This is a genomic window from Aeromonas enteropelogenes, assembly GCF_020097295.1.
Lineage (GTDB): Bacteria > Pseudomonadota > Gammaproteobacteria > Enterobacterales > Aeromonadaceae > Aeromonas > Aeromonas enteropelogenes.
The window spans coordinates 2,352,902-2,377,131 of record NZ_CP083625.1 but is presented as its reverse complement, the minus strand read 5'-3'; the positions used below and the strand labels follow the sequence as shown (position 1 = coordinate 2,377,131).

General features: G+C 60.3%; 23 protein-coding genes. 7 read left to right on the top strand and 16 right to left on the bottom strand.

Annotation, left to right across the window (positions count from 1 at the left end; genetic code table 11):
• Positions 1 to 89 precede the first annotated feature (89 nt).
• From LA321_RS11210 to LA321_RS11200, 3 genes are read left to right on the top strand one after another with little or no spacing between them, the layout of a single operon-like run.
• A complete protein-coding gene (locus LA321_RS11210; RefSeq protein WP_042072353.1) occupies positions 90 to 1,880 on the top strand; it encodes an assimilatory sulfite reductase (NADPH) flavoprotein subunit in 1,791 nt (596 codons plus the stop codon).
• On the top strand, positions 1,880 to 3,604 hold the full coding sequence (gene cysI, locus LA321_RS11205; RefSeq protein ID WP_042072354.1) for an assimilatory sulfite reductase (NADPH) hemoprotein subunit: 1,725 nt from the start codon (positions 1,880 to 1,882) through the stop codon (positions 3,602 to 3,604). Before LA321_RS11210 ends, cysI begins: the two co-directional genes overlap by 1 nt.
• Positions 3,594 to 4,400: a phosphoadenylyl-sulfate reductase gene (locus LA321_RS11200; RefSeq protein WP_042072355.1), complete on the top strand. Its 807-nt coding sequence runs from the start codon at positions 3,594 to 3,596 to the stop codon at positions 4,398 to 4,400. The genes cysI and LA321_RS11200 overlap by 11 nt, the downstream gene beginning before the upstream one ends.
• A 129-nt stretch (positions 4,401 to 4,529) precedes the next feature.
• On the opposite strand, the gene proX is transcribed toward LA321_RS11200, so the two are convergent.
• The 7 genes from proX to LA321_RS11165 all read right to left on the bottom strand — a co-directional run bounded on the left by proX (position 4,530) and on the right by LA321_RS11165 (position 10,980).
• Positions 4,530 to 5,501: a glycine betaine/L-proline ABC transporter substrate-binding protein ProX gene (proX, locus tag LA321_RS11195; protein ID WP_042072356.1), complete on the bottom strand. Its 972-nt coding sequence runs from the start codon at positions 5,499 to 5,501 to the stop codon at positions 4,530 to 4,532.
• The gene (gene proW, locus LA321_RS11190) at positions 5,498 to 6,652 is read right to left on the bottom strand and encodes a glycine betaine/L-proline ABC transporter permease ProW (RefSeq protein WP_042072358.1); all 1,155 of its coding nucleotides are present in this window, start codon (positions 6,650 to 6,652) and stop codon (positions 5,498 to 5,500) included. Before proW ends, proX begins: the two co-directional genes overlap by 4 nt.
• Complete coding sequence (gene proV, locus LA321_RS11185; RefSeq protein WP_042072359.1) at positions 6,649 to 7,845, bottom strand: glycine betaine/L-proline ABC transporter ATP-binding protein ProV; 1,197 nt, start codon at positions 7,843 to 7,845, stop codon at positions 6,649 to 6,651. The genes proW and proV overlap by 4 nt, the downstream gene beginning before the upstream one ends.
• A 681-nt stretch (positions 7,846 to 8,526) precedes the next feature.
• Positions 8,527 to 9,027, bottom strand: coding sequence for a type 3 dihydrofolate reductase (folA, locus tag LA321_RS11180; protein ID WP_042072360.1), 501 nt, complete (start codon positions 9,025 to 9,027; stop codon positions 8,527 to 8,529).
• Positions 9,028 to 9,051: 24 nt separating this feature from the next.
• Positions 9,052 to 9,519 (bottom strand): threonine/serine exporter family protein, encoded by a 468-nt coding sequence (locus LA321_RS11175; RefSeq protein ID WP_026456638.1) that lies wholly within the window; start codon positions 9,517 to 9,519, stop codon positions 9,052 to 9,054.
• A 106-nt stretch (positions 9,520 to 9,625) separates the two neighbouring features.
• Positions 9,626 to 10,423: a threonine/serine exporter family protein gene (locus LA321_RS11170; protein WP_042025757.1), complete on the bottom strand. Its 798-nt coding sequence runs from the start codon at positions 10,421 to 10,423 to the stop codon at positions 9,626 to 9,628.
• A gap of 224 nt (positions 10,424 to 10,647) precedes the next feature.
• Positions 10,648 to 10,980, bottom strand: coding sequence for a DUF3135 domain-containing protein (locus LA321_RS11165; RefSeq protein ID WP_042025790.1), 333 nt, complete (start codon positions 10,978 to 10,980; stop codon positions 10,648 to 10,650).
• A 396-nt stretch (positions 10,981 to 11,376) separates the two neighbouring features.
• Here LA321_RS11165 and mog point away from each other — a divergent pair, with 396 nt between their 5' ends.
• Positions 11,377 to 11,907 (top strand): molybdopterin adenylyltransferase, encoded by a 531-nt coding sequence (mog, locus tag LA321_RS11160; RefSeq protein WP_042025758.1) that lies wholly within the window; start codon positions 11,377 to 11,379, stop codon positions 11,905 to 11,907.
• Between the two features lie 71 nt (positions 11,908 to 11,978).
• On the opposite strand, the gene LA321_RS11155 is transcribed toward mog, so the two are convergent.
• The 7 genes from LA321_RS11155 to trmB form a co-directional block, all read right to left on the bottom strand.
• Positions 11,979 to 12,380 (bottom strand): DUF2541 family protein, encoded by a 402-nt coding sequence (locus LA321_RS11155; protein ID WP_042072362.1) that lies wholly within the window; start codon positions 12,378 to 12,380, stop codon positions 11,979 to 11,981.
• Positions 12,381 to 12,566: 186 nt separating this feature from the next.
• The gene (locus LA321_RS11150; protein WP_026456840.1) at positions 12,567 to 12,776 is read right to left on the bottom strand and encodes a YgdI/YgdR family lipoprotein; all 210 of its coding nucleotides are present in this window, start codon (positions 12,774 to 12,776) and stop codon (positions 12,567 to 12,569) included.
• 100 nt (positions 12,777 to 12,876) lie between these two features.
• Positions 12,877 to 14,058: a S8 family peptidase gene (locus LA321_RS11145; protein WP_042072364.1), complete on the bottom strand. Its 1,182-nt coding sequence runs from the start codon at positions 14,056 to 14,058 to the stop codon at positions 12,877 to 12,879.
• A gap of 118 nt (positions 14,059 to 14,176) precedes the next feature.
• Positions 14,177 to 15,469 (bottom strand): sulfurtransferase, encoded by a 1,293-nt coding sequence (locus LA321_RS11140; RefSeq protein ID WP_042072365.1) that lies wholly within the window; start codon positions 15,467 to 15,469, stop codon positions 14,177 to 14,179.
• Between the two features lie 27 nt (positions 15,470 to 15,496).
• Entirely contained in the window at positions 15,497 to 16,417 is a 921-nt protein-coding gene (glsB, locus tag LA321_RS11135) for a glutaminase B (RefSeq protein ID WP_042025762.1), read from the bottom strand.
• Between the two features lie 103 nt (positions 16,418 to 16,520).
• Positions 16,521 to 16,853 (bottom strand): YggL family protein, encoded by a 333-nt coding sequence (locus tag LA321_RS11130; protein WP_042025764.1) that lies wholly within the window; start codon positions 16,851 to 16,853, stop codon positions 16,521 to 16,523.
• A gap of 13 nt (positions 16,854 to 16,866) precedes the next feature.
• The gene (gene trmB, locus LA321_RS11125; RefSeq protein WP_042025765.1) at positions 16,867 to 17,580 is read right to left on the bottom strand and encodes a tRNA (guanosine(46)-N7)-methyltransferase TrmB; all 714 of its coding nucleotides are present in this window, start codon (positions 17,578 to 17,580) and stop codon (positions 16,867 to 16,869) included.
• A gap of 327 nt (positions 17,581 to 17,907) precedes the next feature.
• Here trmB and LA321_RS11120 point away from each other — a divergent pair, with 327 nt between their 5' ends.
• Together LA321_RS11120 and LA321_RS11115 are read left to right on the top strand one after the other, a co-directional pair.
• Positions 17,908 to 19,089, top strand: a complete 1,182-nt coding sequence (locus tag LA321_RS11120; protein WP_042072366.1) for an aminotransferase-like domain-containing protein — start codon at positions 17,908 to 17,910, stop codon at positions 19,087 to 19,089.
• Between the two features lie 173 nt (positions 19,090 to 19,262).
• On the top strand, positions 19,263 to 20,168 hold the full coding sequence (locus tag LA321_RS11115) for a TIGR01777 family oxidoreductase (RefSeq protein WP_042072368.1): 906 nt from the start codon (positions 19,263 to 19,265) through the stop codon (positions 20,166 to 20,168).
• 77 nt (positions 20,169 to 20,245) lie between these two features.
• Here the strand turns inward: LA321_RS11115 and LA321_RS11110 are convergent, their stop codons facing one another.
• Together LA321_RS11110 and LA321_RS11105 are read right to left on the bottom strand one after the other, a co-directional pair.
• Positions 20,246 to 22,693: an ABC transporter permease gene (locus tag LA321_RS11110; RefSeq protein WP_042072369.1), complete on the bottom strand. Its 2,448-nt coding sequence runs from the start codon at positions 22,691 to 22,693 to the stop codon at positions 20,246 to 20,248.
• A 55-nt stretch (positions 22,694 to 22,748) separates the two neighbouring features.
• Entirely contained in the window at positions 22,749 to 23,444 is a 696-nt protein-coding gene (locus LA321_RS11105; RefSeq protein ID WP_042072371.1) for an ABC transporter ATP-binding protein, read from the bottom strand.
• Between the two features lie 110 nt (positions 23,445 to 23,554).
• On the opposite strand from LA321_RS11105, the gene LA321_RS11100 reads away from it, so the two are divergent.
• A complete protein-coding gene (locus LA321_RS11100) occupies positions 23,555 to 24,154 on the top strand; it encodes an arylesterase (RefSeq protein WP_042072372.1) in 600 nt (199 codons plus the stop codon).
• Positions 24,155 to 24,230 lie beyond the last annotated feature (76 nt).

The window sequence follows — 24,230 nt, the reverse complement described above, 5'->3', positions numbered from 1 at the left end:
AATGGAATAAAGAAGATATTTTTATTCTTTGTTGTTATCCATCACACCCCTTACTCTGACCAAAAATCAGCCCATGGAAGATGTGTGTGATGCAATTGAAGGATCCCTTGACCCACCTCGCCCCCCTCTCTGATGAGCAGCAACGTCAGCTGAGCCAGGCACTTTCAACCCTCAATACCCAGCAACTCGCCTGGGTCAGCGGTTATCTCTACGGTCTCTCCCAGTCCGGTCAACAGCCTGTCGCTACAAGCACTGCAGCCGTTGCCCCCGGCGGCAACCTGACCATTCTCTACGGCTCCCAGACCGGCAATGCCAAGGGCGTGGCCAGTGCCATCAAGGCGCAGGCAGAGGCCCGTGGCCTACCGGTGACTCTCACCTCCATGGCGGACTACAAACCCAAGCAGCTCAAGAAAGAGACCCACCTGCTGGTGGTAGTGAGCACTTACGGGGAGGGGGAACCGCCGGAGAGCGCGGTCGATCTGTACGAGCAGCTCAAGAAGGGCAAGGTCGGCAAGCTGGAAGGACTCAAGTTCGCCGTGCTGGGGCTGGGTGACAGCTCCTATGAGTTCTTCTGCCAGACCGGCAAGGACTTTGACAGCCTGCTGACCAAGGCCGGCGCCGACCGGGTGCATGAACTCGCCAGCCTGGACGTGGATTATCAGGATGCCGCCAAGGCATGGGGCGAACAGGCGCTCAACGCCATCGCCGCCCCCCTCTCTGCCGGCCCTGCCGGCAGCAGCGTAGCCAGCGCGGTACAGCAGGCTGTCGGCCACAGCCAGTACAGCAAGGAGAACCCCTTCCCGGCCAGGCTCTCGGTCAACCAGAAGATCACCGGTCGCGACTCGACCAAGGATATCCGCCACATCGAGATCAGCCTGGAAGAGTCAGACATCCGCTACCAGCCGGGGGATGCGCTGGGCATCTGGTTTGACAACGATGCCGACCTGGTCGGTGAGGTCTTGGCGCTGGCTCATCTTTCCGGCGACGAGGCCACCGCCCGCGGCAGCCTGCGCGAGGTGCTCAGCCGCGAGCTTGAGCTGACCCGCTTGCACGGCGGCTTTATCACCGGCTTGGCAGAGATCTCGGACAACGCGGCGCTCAAGGATCTGGCCGGCGACAAGGCCCAGGTCAACGCGCTGGTGGCCAGCGCCCAGGTGGTGGATGTGCTCAAACGCTTCCCGACCGCGCTCACAGCCGAACAGCTGATCAGCCTGCTGCGCCCGCTCACTCCACGCCTCTACTCCATCGCCTCCAGCCAGAGCGAGGTGGAAGAGGAGGTGCACCTGACCGTCGGCGTGGTGCGCTACCCGCAGGAAGATGGCACAGTGCGCAGTGGCGCCGCCTCCTCCTATCTGGCGGACCGTCTGCCTGAGGATGCCGAGGTGCGGGTATTCGTGGAGCACAACGACAACTTCCGCCTGCCGCAAAACCCCGACACTCCCGTCATCATGGTGGGCCCGGGCACCGGCATCGCCCCCTTCCGGGCCTTCTTGCAGGAGCGGGAAGCGCAAGGGGCGGAGGGCAAGAACTGGCTCTTCTTCGGCAATCCGCACTTTACCCAGGACTTCCTCTATCAGGTGGAGTGGCAGCGTTATGTGAAGTCGGGCCTGCTGTCGAAGATCTCCCTGGCCTTCAGCCGGGATCAGGCCAACAAGATTTATGTGCAGGACCGCCTGCGAGAGGCAGGGCTCGAGCTCTACCAGTGGCTGGAAGCCGGCGCTCACTTCTATGTGTGCGGCGACGCCAACCACATGGCGAAAGATGTGCAGGAAGCCCTGCTGGAAGTGATTGCCGAACACGGCCACAAGAGCCGTGAGGAAGCAGAAGAGTATCTGAGCGAATTGCGTCGTGCCAAACGTTATCAAAGGGATGTCTATTGATGAGCAAACAACCTCTCTCTCACCAAAAAGCAGGACCGGTGGAAGGACCGCTGGCCGACAACGAGCGCCTCAAGCGCGAGAGCAACTTCCTGCGCGGCACCATAGCGCAGGATCTGCAGGATCCCCTCACCGGCGGCTTCAACGGCGACAACTTCCAGCTGATCCGCTTCCACGGCATGTATCAGCAGGATGACCGCGACATCCGCCCGGAGCGTGCCGCCCAGAAGCTGGAGCCCCTGCACAACGTTATGCTGCGCGCCCGCCTGCCCGGCGGCATCATCACACCGGCCCAGTGGCAGGTGATCGACAAGTTCGCCGAAGAGCACAGCCTGTATGGCAGCATCCGCCTGACCACCCGCCAGACCTTCCAGTTCCACGGGGTGCTCAAGCGCGACATCAAGCTGATGCACCAGACACTGAACAGCACCGGCATCGACTCCATCGCCACTGCCGGTGACGTGAACCGCAACGTGCTCTGCACCAGCAACCCGGTGGAGTCCGAGTTGCACCAGGAGGCCTACGAGTGGGCCAAGAAGATCTCCGAGCACCTGCTGCCCAAGACCCGCGCCTACGTGGAGATCTGGCTGGATGGCGAGAAGCTGGGGGGTGACGAGGAGCCGATCCTGGGCTCCAACTACCTGCCGCGCAAATTCAAGACGACCGTGGTGATCCCACCCCACAACGACGTGGACATCCACGCCAACGATCTGAACTTCGTGGCCATTAGTGATCACGGCAAGCTGGTGGGCTTCAACGTGCTGGTCGGTGGCGGTCTGGCCATGACCCACGGCGACACCAGTACCTACCCGCGCAAGGCGAGCGATTTCGGCTTCATCCCGCTCTCCCACGTGCTGGAGGTGGCGGCCGCCGTGGTCAGCACCCAGCGCGACTGGGGCAACCGGGTCAACCGCAAGAACGCCAAGACCAAGTACACCCTTGAACGGGTGGGGGTCGAGGCCTTCAAGGCCGAGGTGGAGAGCCGTGCCGGCATCCAGTTCGGGCCGGTTCGCCCCTACGAATTTACCAGCCGTGGCGATCGCTTCGGCTGGGTAGAGGGGATCGACGGCAAGCACCACCTGACCCTGTTTATCGAGAACGGCCGCCTGCTGGACTTCCCGGGCAAGCCCCTCAAAACCGGCATGCTGGAGATCGCCAAGGTGCATCAGGGGGATTTTCGCCTCACCGCCAACCAGAACCTCATCATCGCGGGCGTCCCGGCCGGCGATAAGGCCCGCATTGAGGCGCTGGCGCGCCAGTACGGTCTGCTGGATGATGGCGTGAGCGAGCAGCGAAAACAGTCCATGGCCTGCGTGGCCCTGCCCACCTGCCCGCTGGCGATGGCCGAGGCCGAGCGTATGCTGCCGGAGTTTGTCACCGACATCGAGGGGCTGCTGGCCAAACACGATCTCGCCGATGACGCCATCATCTTCCGGGTCACCGGCTGCCCCAACGGCTGCGGCCGCGCCATGCTGGCGGAGGTGGGTCTGGTGGGCAAGGCGCCGGGTCGCTACAACCTGCACCTGGGTGGCAACCTGGAGGGGACCCGCATCCCGCGCCTGCACCTGGAGAACATCACGGAGCCGCAGATCCTGGCCGAGCTGGACGCCCTGATCGGCCGCTGGGCCAAGGATCGCAACCCAGGCGAGTGCTTCGGTGATTTCGTCATTCGCGCCGGGATCATAGCCCCGGTCATCGACTCCGCGAGGGACTTCTATGCAGCCTGAACAGACTGATACAGCCCGGCTGGCGCGCACCGCCGACGGCCGGCTCGACCTCGACGCCCTGCTGGCCTTGAGCCGGGAGGAGCAGGTCGAGGTGCTGGCTCCCCTCAACCGGGAGCTGGATACCATGAGCGCCCCCGAGCGGGTACGCTGGGCCCTGACCAACCTGCCGGGGGAGCACGTGCTGTCGTCGAGCTTCGGCATCCAGGCGGCGCTCATGCTGCACCTGGTGAGCCGCGAGCGGGCCGACGTGCCGGTGGTGCTGACCGATACCGGTTATCTCTTCCCCGAGACCTACCGTTTCATCGACGAGCTGACCGAGCGTCTCGCCCTCAACCTCAAGATCTACCGGGCCGCGCTCAGTCCGGCCTGGCAGGAGGCCCGCTTCGGCCTCCTGTGGGAGCAGGGGGTGGAGGGGATCACCCGCTACAACCAGCTCAACAAGGTGGAGCCCATGGACCGCGCCCTGAACGAGCTGGGTGCCCGCACCTGGTTTTCGGGTTTGCGCCGTGAGCAGTCCGGCAGCCGGGGCAAGCTGCCGGTGCTGGCCATCCAACGCGGCCGCTTCAAGTTCCTGCCGGTGATCGACTGGAGCAACAAGGACGTCTTCTACTACTTCAAGGAGTTTGACCTCCCCTACCACCCCCTGTGGGAGCAAGGTTACCTCTCGGTCGGCGACGTGCACACCACCACCAAGTGGGAGCCTGGCATGAGCGAGGAGCAGACCCGCTTCTTCGGCCTCAAGCGTGAATGCGGCCTGCACGAGGAGAGCGGCGAGAGCGACGGTTCAGGCATCTGATCCCGTCCGGCAACGCACCATTCCGACCACAAAAAGCGCCCGGCAACTGCCGGGCGCTTTTATAAGTGACACTCAAAGAACTTGGATACCTGAGCGGTATGGCTGCATTTTCTTGTTCCCAGCCCCCGCTTACTTCGCGGCGCGAGCCCGAGTCAGCCAGTCGTTGACCAAATCCTTGTGCCCCTTGAGCCAGGCATCTGCGTGACGCTCGATATCCGCCGGCTTGTTCTGACCCTGCTTCATCAGCCCATTTTGTACGTTGATGTCATTGATGGGCAGCTTCATCTCGGCAAACAGCTTGGCGGCAGAGGGGTTGGCCTCGGCAAACCCCTTGTTGGCCACTATGTGCATGGTATTCATTTCAAAGCCATAGTTTTTGCCATTCGCCAATTGGGTATCCCCCTCACGTCCCTCTGGCAAGGCGGTATAAGGCACTTCCAGCCATACCACATCCTTGCCGGGCACCAGCTCACCACTCACCCAGTACGGGGTCCAGGTGTAGTAGAGCACGGGTTTTTGTTCCTTGAAGCGGGTAATGGTGTCGGCAATGATGGCCGCATAATTGCCCTGTTGATGCGTCACTGTCTGCGCCAGACCGTATGTCTTGAGCTGATGATTGATCACCATCTCGCAGCCCCAACCCGGATTGCAGCCGGCCAGATCAGCCTTGCCATCGCCATCGCTGTCAAACAGGGCAGCCAGCTTGGGATCCTTCAACTGGGCTATGTTGGTGATGCCGTATTTGTCGGCAGTGGCCTTGTCGATGAGATAACCCTGGGCCGCCCCGGTCACATAGATACCCTTGCGGTAGAACCTGGTATCGCCCCCGGCCTTTTCATACTTGTCCTTATGGAGCGGATCCCAGTTGAAAGCGAGAAAAGTGGCATCGCCACTGGCGACCGAGGCATATCCTACGTTGTAGTCCGCCTCTTTGGCTGGTTTGACATCATAACCCAGCTCACCCAGCAGCTTGCTCACCAGCAGAGTCTGAAAGGCTTCCTCCGGCAACGTACTCTGGATGGGTTGAACCGTTACACCGGCCATGGCGGCCGTGCTCAGCAGCAGGCAACCCAGCGTCATTCCTTGGGTAATGGCTTTCATACTTGTCCTCCTTTGGTGTGAGTCTTGTGGCGATGTTCGAACGGGGCGAGCAACAGGGCAATGGGACCACGCCGATACCAGCGGCCGACATGCCCTGATTTGGAGTGGCCCATCGCCTGGGTCATGCGATCCAGCACTATGGCCAGCAACACAATGCCAAGCCCCCCTACCGAGGCCATCCCCATGTCGAGACGTCCGATACCGCGCAATACCATCTGGCCAAGCCCACCCACGGCTATCATGGAGGCGATCACCACCATGGAGAGGGAAAGCATCAGCGACTGATTGACCCCGGCCATGATGGTGGGCATGGCGAGCGGCAGCTGCACCTTGAACAGCAGCTGGGAGGGGCTGGCACCAAATGAATTCCCGGCCTCGATGAGATCCTCCGGTACCTGACGAATGCCGAGGATGGTCAGTCTGATCATGGGCGGCAATGCAAAGATGATGGTCACCACCACCCCGGGCACATTCCCTATACCAAACAACATGACGATGGGGATGAGATAGACAAAGGCCGGGGTCGTCTGCATGGCATCCAGCAACGGCCGGGTCCAGGTGGTCGCTTTCTCGCTACGGGCCAGCAGAATACCGGCCGGCAAGCCAATCAGGATGCAGAAGAAGAGTGAAGTCAGCACCAGCGACAAGGTCACCATGGCATCAGCCCAGGCACCGATAAGACCTATGCCGATCAGCGAGACCAACGTCCCCAACGCCATCCGCCCACTGACCAGTTGCCAGGCAACCAGGGTCAATAGCACCACCATGATGGAAGAAGGAATGCTCTGCAGCGCACTGGTCAGCGCATTGAGTGTCACTTCGACGGGTGCACGTATGATCTGGAACAGGGGTCTGAAGTTGCTCACCAGCACGTCAATACCCTGTTCGACCCAGCTATCGAGTGGCACCCAGGCATGCTGGAAAGGATCCAGGGGGTCGAAAGCCGGCTCTTCCGCTTTCGCAGCAAGCTCGGCCTGCCAGTCATTGCTGGCCACCGCCGTCTCGGTTGAACTGCCCCAGGGATCCTCGGCCGCGTCCGTAGTCTCACTGCTGACCGCATCATCTTGATGATTGGCCGTCGCCTCTTCAGCCCATGCGGGGTAGCTTGCCAGCAACAGGAGTGCCAGGCAGAGGGAGAGTAACTGCTTCATGCCGGGGTACTCCTGTCCAGGGTGTTGAGTAGATTCGCCTTCGAAATGAGGCCCAGGTAAGTACCATCCTCCTCAATAACCGGCACCTGGCAGGGAGCCGCCGCTACCTGGCTGATCAGCTCATGCAGCGGGGTATCGGCCAATAGCGGTGTCACCTCATCCAGCAAGGCCTGTTCCAGACTGCCCTTGCTATCCACAGTGCGCGCCAGCGATGCGAGAGAGACAACGCCCACGAAACGACGAGCACGATCAACCACATAACCAAACTCACGATCCTGCTGCTTGAGTTGGCGCAGGGCGTTGGCCGGCCCGTCCGTGGTGTGCTTCTTGATAAGCGGCATCTGCTTGCGGCTGACGATATCGCGAGCACTGAACACGTTGGCCAGATCCACACCGCGAAAGAAGGCACGCACATAGTCGTTGGCAGGCTGACTCAGGATCTCGTCGGGCGTCCCGACCTGGATCACCTGCCCATCCTGCATGATGGCGATGCGATCACCGATGCGCATCGCCTCGTCCAGATCGTGAGAGATGAAGACGATGGTGCGTTGATGGCTGGCCTGCAGCTTGAGCAACTCATCCTGCATCTCGGTGCGGATCAGCGGATCCAGCGCGGAGAAGGCCTCATCCATCAACAGAATGTCGGGGTCATTGGCCAGCGCTCGGGCCAGGCCAACCCGCTGCTTCATGCCACCGGAGAGGGCGTCGGGGAAGGCATTCATCCAGGGCCCCAGCCCCACCTGATCGAGAGCTTGACGGGCACTTTGCTGGCGCTCGAGAAGCGGCACGCCAGCCAGCTCCAGGCCAAAGGCGGTATTTTCCAGCACGGTCAGATGAGGCATAAGAGCAAAAGACTGAAACACCATGCTGATCTTCTTGCGCCGCACTTGACGCAGTTCTCTGTCCGAGATGGCGGCAATGTCCTCACCATCGATCAGTACCTGACCACGGGTCGGCTCGATCAGCCGGTTGAAGAGCCGCACCAGAGTAGATTTACCCGAGCCGGACAAGCCCATCACGACGAAGATCTCCCCCTCGTGGATGGCCAGATCGACCCCCTGCACACCCAGGGTCTGTCCGGTCTTTTTTAGAATGCTGGCGCGATCGTGCCCTTTCGCCAGCAATTTGAACGCCTTTTCCGGCTGTTCTCCGAAGATTTTATAGAGTGATTTGACTTCGATTTTGACTGTCATACTGTCCTTTTTTCATGGTCGACATCTTGACAATTTGCCTGCCGAACGTGAGCCAATTACTTTTAACACTAAGCAATCTGCATCTAGAAAAAAAGGTTTACATGCCACTAGAAAAGAACGGAATCAGCCAATTTATTGATTAAAAAGGGTTTATTTGAACAACAAAAATACATTAAGTTGAACATTATTCAGATGACAGGATGAAAAATGCTTCGCCATTTAAATAATTGATATTTTTATTGAACAGTCAGTGACAGAGGGAACGCTGGCAAGAAAATGGGAGTCGTCAGCAGGTTCAGAATCACCCGTATTAACAAGGTTGGCGACGCCATCGCCGGGATGAAAAACAGGAAAGCTTGAGCGTCAAAAAAGCATGGACCATGCCAGCATGAATTATGTGGTCAGGTAACTCATCATTGTTGCGTTTTGACCAGTCAGGAAGAGCGGGAGAAAGATCAGGCTTTTCGGGGGTGGCGCCGGGACATGCTCCCGAACAGTCATCAAAGCTGTAAAAATTATTACAACCCTAACGATATAAAGCCAAAAAAGGAGCGAATGAAGTAGCGCGCTTTGGTGCAGCCATGGCAGAGATCTTGTCTGCCAGGCAGAAGCTTCATTGCAAGAAAAAGCCCCTTGTGCGGCACCAGGGGCTTTTTGGCTTCAACGATGATGCAATGAGGTTCAGCAGCAGCGCTGCCAGGTCTCGAAACGATAGGGATGCGGGTTTTTCTCGTCGGCGGGATGGGCTTCGCTTTCAACAAGCTGCCACTGGCCGTCATCAAACGCAGGAAAGCGGGTGTTCCCCTCCACCGCCAGCTCGATGCGGGTCAGATAGAGGCAATCGGCCTTGGCCAGCAGCTGGCCATAGAGGTGACCACCGCCGATCACCATCAACTCGTCCACTTCCCCCACCTCTGCCAGCGTTGCCAACACGGCCTCGATGGATGGAAACACCTCGGTTCCTTCAGGGGCTGCATAGGCGGCGTTGCGGCTAATAATCAAATTGCGACGCCCGGGCAAGGGGCGACCAATGGACTCGAAGGTCTTGCGCCCCATCAGTACCGGCTTGCCGAGCGTGACCCGCTTGAAGTGGGCCAGATCGGCCGGCAGATGCCAGGGCATCTGGTTGTCCTTGCCGATCACCCGATCCTGGGCCATGGCGGCGATCATGGAAATCTTCATGGTGTCAGCCTCTCACAAAACCATCTAAATTATGGGCCGGTTACGATATACGACCAGAGAGGGGATCGCCAACCCAAAACTTAGGGCCCCTACGATAAAGATAGACTTTAACCCGTTCTCCACCGCGCTCTGGATAAGCTCCATGCTCACCCCCGAGATATTGAGCTCAACCACCGCAATCATGGTCTTGAACGCATAGCTGCCCGGGATCATTGGAATGATGGAAGCGACGCTGAATACGGGGCGGGGCGCCAGCAGGCGGCGTGACCAGTAGACGCAGACAAACCCGACCGTGGTCGCCGCCGCCAGGGTAGCCCATTCGATGGTCATGCCGTAATGGATGAGCAGGGTACGCAGGCTGTGGGCCAGCGCCCCGCCCATGGCGCAATATTTGAGCATGCGCGGCGGCACGTTGAAGATCATGGCAAAACCCACCGCCGGTATGGCCGACCAGAAGGCATCCTTGGCCAGCAGCCAGAGCAGATCCATCATACTTTCCCCCCCCTGATTCCGGTCACCGAGATGGTCAGAATGATGCCGATATGGCTTCCTGCGCTGATGGCCAGATCCTCATGTGCCAACTCAGAGTCAACAACCATCATACCTTCCACCCCCAGATGCCCGTCACCGTCATCGCCAGGATAATACCGATGGCTGCGCTGATGGTCAGCAGGGTCGCTGTGCCCCAGCGGGCCAGCCCCATATTGAAGTAGCCCTTCACCATATCGGAGACCGCATTGATGAGCGGGAAGCCCGGCACCAGCAGCAACACGCTGGCCGCCATGGCCAGATAGGGTTGCTCACCCCAATGGAAGAAGGTGGCGCTGGAGGAGAGCAGGGTCGCGATAAAGCCGGTCACAGCAAAGTTGATCAAGGGGCTGTGGTGATGGCGAGCCATCAGCTGGCGCACCCGCATCGCCACGGCGGAGGAGAAACAGGTGACCAGGAAGATGGGCCAGTCACCGCCAAACAGCAGGCTGAACGCGCCGCAGGATAGCCCGACCATGGGCACCACCAACCAGGGATGGTAGTGAAACGGCACTATGGCCTCGAGCCGTTGGCGCACTTCTCGGGCACCAATCAATTCTTTTTCCGCCATGATGCAGATACGCTGGATTTCGCACACCACCTGCATATTGATGCCATGCTCCCGTACTCTGCGGGTGGTGGTGACGCATCCTCCCTGATAGAGGCTGGTAAGCACGATAGCGCTGGAGGAGATGGCCATCTCGACGCTCTCCAGCCCCAGCGCCAACCCCAACCGAACCGTGGTCTGCTCTATGATGCGGCTTTCTGCGCCAAACTGGGCCAGCATTTGCCCCACCTTGACGATAATGCGGGTGATCTCGGTCTGCTGCTCCCGCGACAACACCCGCCTTGGCGTGATACTTCTCATAATCCCTTCGAGTCGTAGCAATTAAAACTTTGGTCATACTAGCTTACTTCTTGCCGCTATTCATCTACTGCTATCAGTGACATATCGTCATTATTTATTAAATAACGCCAAGGCAATCACAACTTCATTACAAGTCATCTTATAAATAACAACAGAATCCCCTCTCCGACTATATTCCTGTCAGGCTTGCTGGATTTAATCAGGTAAAAATAAACTACAGAAGATTATTTAAGATGTTGATAATCTGCCAGCCGGACTATTTTGCTGCTGCTATCGTTTTCATCTGGCAGCTCCTCCTCCTTGAATTGCATCATTTCGGTTTGCATCAAATAAAAGGAGTCTTTCATCATATTGGCAATCCGGATGCAACTGTCGAGATTGTTTTTTGCCAGACGGCGCTGGCCATCAATCTGGAACTGCAGGCCCAACAGACGACGCTGCTGCTCAGGCCCCGCCCGGGCCATCAACTCATCTATCTGTTGCTGCAGTATCGTCTCGAGTTGGGCCGGCTCAGTGGCGGCAAGCTCTTTCAGGGTATCGAAATCAGGCAATTCCATAAAGATGCCCTCCATCATGCACCGCAATATGGACTGAGAAAAGACGACGGCTCATCATCGGCCTCTCTCGTTTTTATATACGCCTGAACAATCCCGGGTTCACTCCCAAAAGTGCGCCTTGCCAGAAACAATAAGACTCAAACTGACAGCAAAGCCTGTAATTATCGATACATTTCAATAAATTATTAATTCAATCCTGAACTCGGTTCCACTTATACAATTTTGTATTATCCCGCTCCTCTTTTATTGCGACCAAACGAACCAGACTCATTATTTTTGCTTCATTCGACACTTATATTTCAATCAAGCATCGCTGCCCAAGCTACCATCGTTTAACTTATCTTGCTGATTATGCTATTTTATTTTCCACTTATTCAGCGCAACCAAGAGCAGACCATGAGCAAGGCAAAAATCGGTATCGTTACTGTCAGCGATCGTGCCAGTGCCGGCATCTATGAAGACCTCTCCGGCAAGGCCATCATCGACACCCTAAACGCCTACCTGACTTCGGAGTGGGAGCCTGTTTACCAGGTGATCCCGGATGAGCAGGATCAGATCGAGGCAACCCTGATCCGCCTGGCGGATGAAGAGGAGTGCTGCCTTGTGGTCACCACCGGCGGTACCGGCCCGGCCAAGCGAGATGTCACCCCGGAAGCCACCGAAGCGGTATGCGATCGCATGATGCCCGGCTTTGGCGAGCTGATGCGGGCCGAATCTCTCAAGTTTGTGCCAACCGCCATTCTCTCCCGCCAGACCGCCGGCTTGCGGGATGACACCCTGATCGTCAACTTGCCGGGCAAGCCAAAGTCCATCCGTGAGTGCCTGGACGCCGTCTTCCCCGCCATCCCCTACTGTATCGATCTGATGGAAGGACCTTATCTCGAATGCGATGAAACCGTCATCAAACCCTTCCGTCCGAAAAAATAATAAAAAAATGGCGAGCCACCCGGCTCGCCATATTCACGGAACAAGAAAATTAATATCCAGGCAGTATTCGTTTACTTGCGACCAAATACTTTAACGCCAGCCTTGCTACGCTCTGAATTACCATAGACTTCAATTTTCTTCACGCAGCGACGTGAACCCAGCGAGCGCCACTCCGTTTCTTTCTCGCCACGCATTTCCCGATCAAAATAGATGGTTTTGGTGCGATCACCACCATAGGTCACCACCACACGCTCCAGGGTCAAATCCCGCTCGGCCTTCACCTTGATATATTTGGTCTGACGGCAGATCACCAAAGGGATGGTTGCGCCATGCTCCCCGGCCCCCAGCAGTATGGTCCGTCCCAGGGTAAATTGGTCATCGCCTGCGTAGCTGCTCGATGCAACGGCCAGCAAGGCGCCCCCCAGCAGGGCTCGGACGGAAAGACGTGATTTAAGGACAGACATCAGGGACATAACACCTCCAATAAAACGGAGCGTCATGATAGCGGCGAAACCATAACGGCAGCTGTACCCGATTAATAAATCTTGCTGAAAAATCATCCACTAATAACAAAGTGTGAGCGAATTAATCATTTCGGGAGAGAGGCCCGAAAATGACAGGGGCTGCCCATGGGCAGCCCCTGTGACCACTGATGGCAATCAGCGCTCCATGATCTGGGTGACGTCATCCTTCTTGATCATCACCTCACGCCCTTCTTCATCGTAATAACGATACATGCCGGTGCTCTCGTCCAGCCTGGGCTTACTGTCGGTGGTGATCATTTTCCCGTCTTTGGTACTCATGATGTATTGGGAACTGCACGCCACCAACCCGAATGCACATACCAGGATAATCATCAGTTGCTTCATCACCAGTCTCATCTCCCTGTGTTCTCCCTCAACACCGAGGGCGGTGTTTGAAGCCTAGTCCAGAATCGCCAAGCCTGAAGGGATTTTCGCCAACTATCAGCTACTTGCGTCCACCTTGCTTGCCGCCGCCCGTGCTGCTAGTGCTGCCGTCACACCCAAGCGCCAGCCGATCCGCCGCCGCCTTGGCCTGCACCAGGCCGTAGCCATAGCTGTTGTCCCGTCCGGCCGCGCCCAGATCCTGAGAGCTGAGGCGCAAGGTCTGGCGCAATTGATCGTTGCTGCACTCCAGCCGCTGCGACCAAACCAGAGCGGCTACCCCGACCACGTGGGGGGTCGCCATCGAAGTGCCACTGTAGTAGGCGTAACCGCCCGGCACGGTCGACATCACCGAGACGCCGGGTGCCGCCAGCTCCACCTGATCGTTGCGTTGGGAGAAATAGGCAAGCTGCTTGTTGGCATCGATGGCTGCCACGCTCACCACACTGCTGTAGGAGGCAGGATAGGACTTGCTGGTATTGCCGGCATTGCCTGCCGCCGCCACGCTCAGCACATTCTGGCTGTAGGCCTGGTTGAAGGCTCGCTCTTCGGTCTTGCTGGGTACACTCCCCCCCAGACTCATATTGATGACCATGCGGGTAAAACCACGGCTGGACATTGCCTGCTGGCAAGCGTTAAGCGCCCCCACCAGGTTGGAGGTATAGGCCCAGCCATTGGCGCCAAACACCTTGATGATGTGCAGCGGCACGCTCTGGTTTGGCAGCACCCCGACCACGCCCATGTCGTTGCCACTCACTGCGGCTATGGTGCCCGCCACATGGGTACCGTGGCCATTTTCGTCGCTGCTCCAGCTGCCGGTACCGGCATTGTTACTGCCCTGTACCTGAGCCCCATGCGGCAAGTCGGGATGATTGCCGCTGTAACCCGAGTCGATGATGCATACCAGCACCTCCCCGGCCGCCGCATCACTCAGCTCCGGCGCCTGGACCATGGGAATGCCGTAAGGCAGCGTTTCGGCACTGGCATAACGTTTGGCATCCGGTTCAACCCAGAGTACGTTGGGATTACGCGCCAAGGCTGTGACTGCCGTCGACGGCAACCAGAGTGCCAGGGCATTTTGCTCCTTCAGCGCCAGTGCCAGCTCGCCCCCCATCCCCTGACTCTGGGCCAGCACGGAGTCGCTGGCACCCGGTTTGATCTGCACCAGATAGCGGGCCCGCTCTGCGGCCATGGCACCCTGCCCCAACATCCCTGCCACCAGCAGACTTATCCATATCCGTTTCATCAGTCACTCCTCACGTCGATCTGATATCTCTTCGCAAAAAGTGTAGTGTTCCGTGGCCGCTGACACGAACCGGGATAAAAAAAGCCGGACAGATGTCCGGCCTTTTCAAGATTATCAATTACTTGGCGGGCTGACGCTCACCGGTCACCGTGGGATTCCTGGGATCCATGCTCCACTCGTACCAGCCACCGTCATAGACGCTGATCCGCTTCCAGTCCATCAGCCAGGCGTAGAAGAAGGCCTCGGAAGCGCGCCAGCCAGTACCGCAATAGAAGGCGGCCTGCTGGGTCGGCTCTATGTTCCACTCATCCCACATGGCGAGGATCTCGCCGGCCGGTTTCATGGTGCCGTCCGGGTTGTGGAAGTCGCTCATGCTGTTGGCATCCACGCCACCACGCCCCCACTTGGCACCCGGGATGTCCCCTTTCGGCTTGATGTAGCTGTAACCCGAAGTGTTGCCGACAAACTCGTCCCAGGTACGAACACTGACCAGGGCGCCATCGGGCTGTTTGAGCAGCTCCTTGGCCTGGGCCAGGGTGGTGAGGTACTCGGGATGCACAGGAATGGTGGCCCCGAACTCTTTGACCGGTGCAAAGGTGTTGGGCAGGCCGGTTTCAGTGCGCAGATGCTGGCCAAACCAGGCCTCCAGGCCACCGTCCAGCAGCCGCACATCTTCCACTCCGGCATACATCATCAGGTGGGCCGCCCGGGCCGCCGCCATGGTGTTGCGACCATAGAGGATGACGGTGGTATCGTGACGGATGCCATTTTCCAGCAGCAGCTTCTTGAGCGCCTCGTCAGAGACCTTGTTCCACAGCGGCTCCTCCTCCAGGCGGTTGGTGTCGATGTACCCCGCCCCCGGAATGTGGCTGATGAGGTAGGCTTTGGGTGCCCCCCAATCCACCTCGACCAACTTCCACTCCCCTTTCGGCGCGGCAACTACCGGCTTGCCGGCCTGCAGATCGGCCAGCCACTGCGGATAGACCAGCTGCTGCCAGCGAACCAGATGCTCGCGCGGGGCACTCTGCCAATCCTGCAGCTCGAACAGCTGCTTGATGCCCTGCTGGCGCAGCAGGCGGGCCACCTCAGCCACCTCGCGCGGCGCACCATAGAGAACGACCGGACGATCGGCTTTCAGCCCCTTGGCGGCAAGCGCCTTGGGCCACTCTTCATCGCTGTATTTCCAGTCAGCGGAGAGGAGTTCGGCCCCGGCCACATGGCCACCCTGCTGCTCGCCCTCCATTGGCCACCCCTGATAGAAGTAGCTGGCACGGGTATCCAGGATGACCGCCTGCTTGGCCTTGGCATCGGTCAGGGTGAGCGACGGCAATTCGGCGGCGAGGACGGGCCAGGCACACCAGAGCAGCAAGGTCGCCAGTGCGGCCTGCAGAGAGCGAAGATATCGTTTCATGATGATCTCTCGATTCATTGAACAAGGTTAAAAAATGGAGCGGCCCAGGCGCTCGGCCAGCAACTCCAGCGCCGCCGTGCCCGCCAGCGAATTGCCGGCCTTGTTGAGCTCGGGCGACCAGACACAGACGCACAACTCACCCGGGATGAGGGCGATGATGCCGCCGCCGACCCCGGATTTGCCCGGCATCCCCACCCGATAGGCAAAATCACCGGCCTCGTCATAGAGGCCGCAGGTGGCGAGCAGAGCATTGACCTGCTTGGTGGTACGGGCCGGCAGCAGCGGCGTCGTCTCACCGAGCGGCACACCCCGGTTGGCCAGATAGATGAAGGCCCGCGCCAGATCGACGCAACTCATACGGATCGCGCAGGCATTGAAGTAGCTTTGCAGCACCTTGTCCACTTCATTTTCGAAGTTGCCATAAGCCTTCATCAGGTAGGCGATGGCGGCGTTGCGGGCGGAGTGCTGGTATTCGGAGCGAGCCACTATCTGATCCGCCATGATGGCCGGGTTGCCGGAAAGACGGCGGGCCAGCTCCAGAGTACGCTGGCGCGGGGCGGTCAGGCGGGTCTCCAGCAGATCGCTCACCACCAGAGCGCCGGCATTGATGAAGGGGTTGCGGGGAATACCCTGTTCGAATTCCAGCTGGACCAGAGAGTTGAATGGCTGGCCGGACGGCTCCTTGCCCACCCGGGCCCAGATCTCCTCCTCCTGATAGAGGGTGAGGGCCAGCGTAAGGCTCAGGGCCTTGGAGATACTCTGGATGGAGAAGGGCTCGAAGGCATCACCTGCGGTGAACAGCTCTCCCTCCACGGTACAGACCGCCATGCCAAGCCGATCGGCGGGCACCTGGGCCAGGGCGGGAATGTAGTCGGCCACCTTGCCTTGCCCCAGCAGCGGGCGCACCTCTTCCAGAATGCTGGCCAGTAATTCGGATGACAACACCATAAGCGATTCCATGACTAAAACGGCTGCGAAGAACCCGGGTCCACTGACAAAAATCCCGCCAGCGGCGGGATTTGTCTATCTGCCCACCATGGGCAAGAGATGATTAGGCCGGTTCACCGTACCAGAGGTCAAACAGCTCGCTGACCACCACGGCTTCCATCCCCTTGGCTTCCAGCCAGGCTTTGACGGCGGCGCGATCTTCTTCGGTGCACTTGCCGAGCTGCTGGGTGCAGATCATCCCTTCCCAGGCCAGGTGGCCGGAACCGGCGAAGGCCAGTTTGCGAGGTTCAATTACTTCATCGATCATCGCATCGACTACCGCATCGATGGTCTCTTCGGCAGTGCCGACCGGGAAGTTGAAACCGATGTCGAACCCCATTTCCTGGAATTCATCGACGCGCAGTTTCTTACGCAGGCGGCGGCTACGATTGGCCATGATAGCTCCTTAGTTAGTTGACACGTTTGAAAATCAGATCCCAAACCCCGTGACCAAGACGATGGCCCCGTTGTTCGAATTTGGTCAGCGGACGCCAGTCGGGGCGCGGCACCCAGTTGCCGGTGGCAGAGGTGTTTTCGTACCCCTCGGCGGCGCTCATCACCTCCAGCATGTGCTCGGCATAGTTTTCCCAGTCGGTGGCCATGTGGAAGACGCCACCGATGGCCAGCTTCTGACGAATGGCCTGGGCGAACGCCGGCTGCACGATGCGGCGCTTGTGGTGGCGGCTCTTGTGCCAGGGGTCAGGGAAGAAGAGCTGCAGGCAGGCGAGAGAGCCGTTCGGGATCATGTGCTCCAGCACCTCGACCGCGTCGTGGCAAATGACCTTGAGATTGGTGACGCCCGCTTCCTGGGCGGTACCCAGGCAGGCACCTACACCCGGGGTGTGTACCTCGATACCGATGAAGTTTTTCTCGGGGGCGTTCTTGGCCATCTCGACCAGGGAGGCGCCCATGCCGAAACCGATCTCCAGCACTACCGGTGCTTCGCGGCCAAACAGGGCGACCAGATCGAGCGGCTCTGGCGCGAAATCGATACCCATGACCGGCCAGAGTTCTTCCAGGGCCTTCTCCTGCCCTTTGGTCAGGCGGCCTTCGCGACGGACAAAGCTGCGGATCTTGCGCATGAACTTGCCGTCTTCGTTAAATACATCTTGGGTCACAGGCATAATTGTCTCGTTATTTCATCAATCCGGGTAATACGTCTTGGATCCGCTCAGCGCAAGGACGGCTCGACGCTCGTTATTTCATCGCCTGGCGAAAACAGGGGAGCGAATTATCCCAAGATAGCCACTGGGCGCAAGTGTTTCGCACAACAAATCTTCCATCCACGCCCGCGGATCTCACAGTCATGGGCAGTGGCCGCCGCCACGGCGCCAAACCGGCTCTTTTTTGGCGAATATTGTTACAGCCATTGCCTCATTTTTTAAATCTGATACAACCGGATAACTTGGCGGTCGAATGGAGTGACCGCTCATCATGCCAGAGAGAGTCCTATGCAGCCGTTTTTTGCCCAGCGCTTCGAAAAAGTCGAGCCTTCCTTTATCCGCGAAATCCTTAAAGTTGCCGCCAACCCGGAGATCATCTCCTTCGCCGGCGGCCTGCCCAATCCACATCTGTTCCCGGTCAAGGCCATCGACCAAGCCTGCCAGGACGTGCTGCGCGAGCAGGGTGCCGCCGCCCTGCAGTATGCCGCCACCGAGGGCTTCGCTCCGCTGCGCCAATACATTGCCGACCGCTATCTGAGCCGCCACGGCATGCAGGTCAACCCGGACAACATCCTCATCACCAGCGGCTCCCAGCAGGCGCTGGATCTGCTGGGCAAGGTACTGATCGACGAGGAGCAGGACCTCATCATCGAGGAGCCAGGCTATCTTGGCGCCATCCAGGCGTTTTCCGTCTATCAGCCCACCTTCAAGCCCATCACCCTCGGCGAAGAAGGGCTGGATCTGGCGGCGCTGGATGCGCTGCTGGCCAGCGGCTCCAACGCCAAGCTGCTCTACGGCGTGCCCAACTTCCAGAACCCGAGCGGCGTCTCCTACAGCCGCGCCAACCGCGAGGCGTTGGCCGAGCGGCTGGTGCGCCACGAGCTCTTGATGGTGGAAGACGACCCCTACGGCGAGCTGCGCTTCGAGGGCGAGCACCTGCCCCCTATCGCCAAGCTGGCGCCGAACAATACCGTGCTGCTCGGCTCCTTCTCCAAGACCGTCGTCCCGGCCTTCCGCCTCGGCTGGATGCTGGTGCCGGACTGGCTGCGCAAGAAGGTCACCATCGCCAAGCAGGCCACCGATCTGCACAGCAACGCCTTCAGCCAGCAGGTACTACACCGCTTCCTCTGCGACAACTCGCTGGATGCCCATCTGGAAAAGATCAAGGAGGTCTATGGCCGCCAGCGCGCCGCCATGGAGGCTGCCCTGGCCCGTCACTGCCCGCCCGGCGTCAGCTACACCCGACCGGAAGGGGGCATGTTCCTCTGGCTGACCCTGCCGCCGAGCGTCAGCGCCATGGCGCTGTTTGACGAGGCGATCAAGGAGAAAGTTGCCTTCGTACCCGGGGCCCCCTTCTACGTGCGCCCCGAGATCCAGAACACCCTGCGCCTGAGCTTCTCCTGCGTGGATGAGGCAACCATCGAAGAGGGGGTCAAGCGCCTCTGCCGCGCCCTCACCCGCATGCTCTGATAGCGCCGCCATGATGGTGAGCACGTTCCTGAAACCAGCGAGTGATCCGCTGGTTTTTTTTCGCCCGCATCCAGCGGCGGTAACAGAGCAGGCAGACAATGATGAACCTGCGGCCACTTGTTCAATGCCCAAGAGCTGATTAGAGTGAAAACAACGAATTAGGGAGCGCAGCGATGAAGATTCTGATCACGGGGGGCACCGGCTTTATCGGCCGTCGACTAGTGGCCCATCTCAAGGTAAACCACGAGGTGGTGGTATTGAGCCGCCAGGGCAGCCGCGCCTATACCCTGCTGGGTCACGACATCAAGGTGCTCGACAGCCTGGACAGGCTCGACGATCTCAATGACGTGGATGCGGTCATCAACCTGGCGGGGGAACCCATCGCCGCCGGGCGCTGGAGCGAGCAGCGAAAGCAGCTGCTCTGCGACAGCCGCTGGCTGCTGACCGAACAGCTGGTGGATCTCATCAAGCTCTCAACCACGCCCCCCAAGGTGCTGATCAACGCCTCCGCCATCGGCTGGTATGGCAGGCAAGACGATGCGCCGCTGGATGAGCAGTGTCAGACGCCCCACGACGAGTTCACCCACCAGCTCTGCCAGCAGTGGGAAACCCTGGCTCAGGAGGCCCGCAGCCGCCTGACCCGGGTCTGCATCGTGCGGATCGGGCTGGTGCTTGGCACCGATGGCGGCGCCCTGCCCAAAATGCTGCCCCCCTACCGGTTTGGTCTCGGCGGTCCCATGGGCGCCGGCAACCAGGTGATGAGCTGGATCCATGTGCAGGATCTGGTGCGTGCCATCTTGTTTTTGCTGGAGCACGGCGAGTGCGACGGCATCTTCAACGGCACCGCTCCCCATCCGGTCAGCAACAGGGAGTTCAGCCAGGCTCTGGCGCACACCCTTCACCGCCCCCACCTCTTTTTCGTGCCCGCCGCCTTGCTGCGCCTGATGATGGGAGAGGCATCGGATCTGCTGCTGACCGGACAACACGTGCTACCCGCCCGCCTGCAGCAGGCCGGTTTTCACTTCACTTACCCTGAACTCCCCCAGGCCCTCACCAATCTGCTGAGATCTCCCCGCTAGCACGCCCGATCCCAATAAAAACAACCCGGCCAATTGGCCGGGTTGTTTTTATTGGCTGTAAATAGGTCTACCACCGCTTACAGCAAGCCCTGCCCCAAGCCGCGCAATCGATCGCTCAAGGTACCCGCCAGCAGCTGACGGCGCATCCCCTGCCCGGCCAGCGTCACCAGCACAGCCCCCAGGGTAGGCAAGGTCAGCCAGATGGCCCAATGGAACTGCCACTGCCCCTCGAACCACCACCACTGCAGACCGAATGAGCAGAGCTCCACCACCATGGCGGCGCACAGCCCCGCCAGAGCACCGCTCGCCACCAGCTCCCAACGCAGCATCCTCTTGAGCAGTGCGCTGCCGGCCCCCAGGGTGCGCATCAGCAGCAGCTCGCGGCGCCGGTGGGCCATGCTGGCCTGGGTCTGGGTCAGCAGCACCAGCAGCGCCGCCACCGTCACCAACCCCAGCATCAGGGCCAGCGCCCGGCTCACCTGTTCGGAAACCTGGCTCAGGCGGGCGATCAAGTCATCTACGTCGATGAGGCTGACCGTGGGATGGCGGCGGATGATCTCCACCTCGGCGGCGCGCCCGGCGGCGGGCAGCCGGTAGCTGCCGAGCCAGGTACGGGAGAAGGAGGAGAGCAGATCCTCCGAGAAGATCATGTAGAAATTGGGGCGCATGTTGTCCCACTTGATGCTGCGAAGGCTGGTCACTCGAGCCCCGAAGCTGCGCCCGTCAATAGTGAAACCGAGCATGTCCCCCAGCTTGATGCCGAGCCTGCCGGCCAGCTCGCTGTCCACCGACACTTCCCCGGGCCCGTCAAACCAGCGCCCCGCCACCAGCTGGTTGTCGACCGGCAGGGTGCTGGTAGTGGTGAAATTGAGCTCCCGATCGACCCCCTCGCGGCCGCTGGCGGCCCCCTCACCCACCGCCTCGCCGGCGATGTGGGTCAGGCGACCGCGCACCATGGGGTAGAAGTCCGAAGTGACCGCGCCCGCCGCCGCCAGATCGGCCAGGATCCCCTCGCGCTCATGTTCCGCCACATTGACCAGAAACCGGTTGGGGGCATCGGCGGGCAGACGGGCCGAGAATTCGTCCAGCAGATCGACGCGCGCCGCCCACAAGAGGCCAAACAGCATGAGTGCCAGGGCAAAGCCCGCCAGCTGGAACAGGCCGCTGCTGCGCTCGCGGGAGAGATGGGCCAGCGCCAGACGCAGGGCGTGAGGGCCGTTTACTCTAGCCCCCAGCCGCAGCAAGCCGGCGGCCAGCAGCGCCAGCAACCCCATCAGCAATCCCATGCCCCCGACCAGCCCGAACGCCAGACGCACGTCGGCGGTAAAGCCCCACACCAGGGCAAACAGGCCGAGCAACCCTACCGGCAACGCCAGCCAGGGGGGAACGCTCGCCTCCAGCTCGCGGCGCAATACCCGCAGGGGCGGCACCTTGAGCAGGCGCAGGAAGGGTACGAAGGCGAGCAACAGGGTGATGAAGAAGGCGACCGCCACCCCGAGAGCAAAAGGACGCCAGGAGGGAGGCGGCAGATCCGGGGGCAGCAACTCCCCCAACAGCTGCAGGGTGAACCACTGCATCACAGTGCCCGCCAGCAGGCCAAGCAGGGCGCCAATCAGGGTCAGGGAGAGCAGCAGCACGCTCATCAGTTGCCATAGGCTGGCACGGGAGGCCCCCAGGGTCTTGAGCAGCGCCACCATGTTGGTCTGGCGCTCGGCAAAGTGGCGCACGGCGATCCCCATGGCCAGCGCCCCCAGCAGCACGCCGCTCAGGGAGGCCAGCCGGAAGAAACGCTCCGCATTGGCGAGCGATCGTCCCACCCGGGACTCGCCGTCATCCGGCTTGATCCACTTCTGGCCCGGCTGCAGCTTTGGCTCCAGCCAGCGCTCGTAGCGGGCCAGTGACTCCCGCGAGCCCTGGAACAGATAGCGCCACTGCTGGCGCGAGCCGGGCAACAGGGCGCCGGTCGCCTCAATATCGGCACTGTGAATGAGAGCCCTGGGCGCCAGCAGGAAGGGGCTGAAGCCCTGATCCGGCTCCTCGCCAAGCAGCCCGGCCACTTTCAGCACCGTATTGCCGACCTCCAGTTCGTCCCCCGGCTTGGCCGCCAGCAGCTGCATCACCCGGGCCGACAGCCAGATCTCCCCAGGCGCGGGAGAACGCTGCGGGGTCAACTCCAGCTTGCCGTAGAAGGGAAAACCGTCCGGCACCGCACGAATGGAGGCGAGCTGCAGCGCCTCGCCATGAAACAGCATGCTGTTGAAGCTAACCGTGGTCTGCACCGCCAATCCGTCATTTTTTGCCTGCTGCAACCAGCCATCCGGCATGGCCGTGGCGGTGCGCAGCACCCGATCCGCCCCGATAAAGTCGCGGCCCGATGCCTTGAGGCCGGCATCAAGCCGATCGGCCACCAGCGCCACGCTCAGCACGCAGGCCACGCTCAGGGCCAGCGCCAGCACAAACCAGCGCAACTCGCCGTTGAATCCCTCCCGACGAAGCAGTCGCCATCCCAGTCGCCACTGCATCATTCCCCGTGACCTCCATTTACTGGCCAAACAGGCTGGCATGCCATCCCGGATCGTCTCATGCCTCCACTCCTTCGGCTGCCCCTTCCAACCGTCCGGCCGCCATCACGATCTGGCGCTGGCAGCGCCGGGCCAGCTCGTGGTCGTGGGTCACCACCACCAGGGTCGTGCCGTGCTTGCGGTTGAGCTCGAACAACAGCTCTATCACCTTCTCGCCCGTCTTGCTGTCGAGGTTGCCAGTCGGCTCGTCAGCCAGTAGCAGGCTGGGCCGGGTCATGAAGGCTCGTGCGATGGCGACCCTCTGCTGCTCGCCACCGGAGAGGCGGGGTGGCAGATGGTGCAACCGTTCACTCAAGCCCACCGCCGCCAGCAGCTCGCGGGCCCTCTGTTCACACTCCCGCTCGCCGCGCAGCTCGGCCGGCAGCATCACGTTTTCAAGGGCTGTCATGGTGGGCAGCAGCAGGAAGGATTGGAATACGAAACCGATCTGCTCGGCTCGCAGCCGCGCCCGCCCCTCCTCATCCAGCTCGCCGAGGGATTTGCCGAGGATCTCTATCTCCCCCTGGCTCGGCAGATCGAGGCCTGCCAGCAGCCCCAGCAGGGTGGATTTGCCCGATCCAGACGCCCCCACCAGGGCCACCGTCTCACCGCTATTGACTTGCAGATCGATCCCTTCAAGGATGGTGAGGCTTTCCTGGCCGAGGCGAACCGATTTGCCCAGGCCCCTGACGACGATAATGGGTGTTGAACTCATGCTGCGTATCCTGTTTATTCAGGGCCTTGGTGACCGTCACCATAGAGTGTCGGCACCCTGTGCAGGCCCTTGTCCTTTTTTAATGCCAATCACTGAAGGGAGTTGATGTTATGGCGCGTATTCTGTTTGCCCTCTGTTTCCTGATTTCATCCGTTCAGGCCCAGACCCTGCTGGTGCTGGGGGACAGCCTGAGTGCCGGTTATCAGATGCAGGCTCAGCAGAGCTGGCCTGCCCTGCTCAACCAGAAGTGGCAAAATGAAGGGGCTGTGCACTCCTTGATCAACGCCAGCATCAGCGGCGAAACGACCCAGGGGGGACTGGCCCGCCTGCCCGCCCTGCTGAAAGAACACCAGCCGGACTGGCTGCTGATCGAGCTGGGGGGCAATGACGGCCTGCGCGGCTTCGCGCCGGCCATCACCCGCAAGAACCTGGCCGACATGATTGCCCTGGCCAAGGCCAACCAGACGCGCGTGGCCTTGACCCAGATCCAGCTGCCGCGCAACTATGGTGCCCGCTATCTGCGCCAGTTCGAGCAGATCTTCCCGGAACTGGCCGAGGCCAACAAACTGCCGCTGCTCCCCTTCTTCATGGATGATATTGCGCTGCGCCCTGAACTCATGATGAACGATGGCATCCATCCGACGCCAGCCGCCCAGCCGCAAATCCGCGACAAGGTGGCCCGTTTCATCGAGCCTCTGTTAGAGCGCTGAGGCCTAACCCGTCCTTCATACCGACTTCCTCCCCATAAACAAACATCCCGCCAGGGCGGGATGTTTGTTTTATCAA

Excerpts from the sequence above, each read along its gene's own strand:
- mog (WP_042025758.1), top strand. The coding sequence starts at position 11,377 with ATGAGCAAGGCAAAAATCGGTATCGTTACTGTCAGCGATCGTGCCAGT.
- folA (WP_042072360.1), bottom strand. The coding sequence starts at position 9,027 with ATGAAGATTTCCATGATCGCCGCCATGGCCCAGGATCGGGTGATCGGC.
- LA321_RS11120 (WP_042072366.1), top strand. The coding sequence starts at position 17,908 with ATGCAGCCGTTTTTTGCCCAGCGCTTCGAAAAAGTCGAGCCTTCCTTT.
- LA321_RS11210 (WP_042072353.1), top strand. The coding sequence starts at position 90 with ATGCAATTGAAGGATCCCTTGACCCACCTCGCCCCCCTCTCTGATGAG.
- proX (WP_042072356.1), bottom strand. The coding sequence starts at position 5,501 with ATGAAAGCCATTACCCAAGGAATGACGCTGGGTTGCCTGCTGCTGAGC.
- LA321_RS11155 (WP_042072362.1), bottom strand. The coding sequence starts at position 12,380 with ATGTCCCTGATGTCTGTCCTTAAATCACGTCTTTCCGTCCGAGCCCTG.
- LA321_RS11175 (WP_026456638.1), bottom strand. The coding sequence starts at position 9,519 with ATGATGGATCTGCTCTGGCTGCTGGCCAAGGATGCCTTCTGGTCGGCC.
- LA321_RS11150 (WP_026456840.1), bottom strand. The coding sequence starts at position 12,776 with ATGAAGCAACTGATGATTATCCTGGTATGTGCATTCGGGTTGGTGGCG.
- trmB (WP_042025765.1), bottom strand. The coding sequence starts at position 17,580 with ATGCCTGTGACCCAAGATGTATTTAACGAAGACGGCAAGTTCATGCGC.
- LA321_RS11100 (WP_042072372.1), top strand. The coding sequence starts at position 23,555 with ATGGCGCGTATTCTGTTTGCCCTCTGTTTCCTGATTTCATCCGTTCAG.
- LA321_RS11165 (WP_042025790.1), bottom strand. The coding sequence starts at position 10,980 with ATGGAATTGCCTGATTTCGATACCCTGAAAGAGCTTGCCGCCACTGAG.
- LA321_RS11200 (WP_042072355.1), top strand. The coding sequence starts at position 3,594 with ATGCAGCCTGAACAGACTGATACAGCCCGGCTGGCGCGCACCGCCGAC.
- LA321_RS11130 (WP_042025764.1), bottom strand. The coding sequence starts at position 16,853 with ATGGCCAATCGTAGCCGCCGCCTGCGTAAGAAACTGCGCGTCGATGAA.
- proW (WP_042072358.1), bottom strand. The coding sequence starts at position 6,652 with ATGAAGCAGTTACTCTCCCTCTGCCTGGCACTCCTGTTGCTGGCAAGC.
- LA321_RS11115 (WP_042072368.1), top strand. The coding sequence starts at position 19,263 with ATGAAGATTCTGATCACGGGGGGCACCGGCTTTATCGGCCGTCGACTA.
- glsB (WP_042025762.1), bottom strand. The coding sequence starts at position 16,417 with ATGGTGTTGTCATCCGAATTACTGGCCAGCATTCTGGAAGAGGTGCGC.
- LA321_RS11145 (WP_042072364.1), bottom strand. The coding sequence starts at position 14,058 with ATGAAACGGATATGGATAAGTCTGCTGGTGGCAGGGATGTTGGGGCAG.
- proV (WP_042072359.1), bottom strand. The coding sequence starts at position 7,845 with ATGACAGTCAAAATCGAAGTCAAATCACTCTATAAAATCTTCGGAGAA.
- cysI (WP_042072354.1), top strand. The coding sequence starts at position 1,880 with ATGAGCAAACAACCTCTCTCTCACCAAAAAGCAGGACCGGTGGAAGGA.
- LA321_RS11170 (WP_042025757.1), bottom strand. The coding sequence starts at position 10,423 with ATGAGAAGTATCACGCCAAGGCGGGTGTTGTCGCGGGAGCAGCAGACC.
- LA321_RS11105 (WP_042072371.1), bottom strand. The coding sequence starts at position 23,444 with ATGAGTTCAACACCCATTATCGTCGTCAGGGGCCTGGGCAAATCGGTT.
- LA321_RS11110 (WP_042072369.1), bottom strand. The coding sequence starts at position 22,693 with ATGATGCAGTGGCGACTGGGATGGCGACTGCTTCGTCGGGAGGGATTC.
- LA321_RS11140 (WP_042072365.1), bottom strand. The coding sequence starts at position 15,469 with ATGAAACGATATCTTCGCTCTCTGCAGGCCGCACTGGCGACCTTGCTG.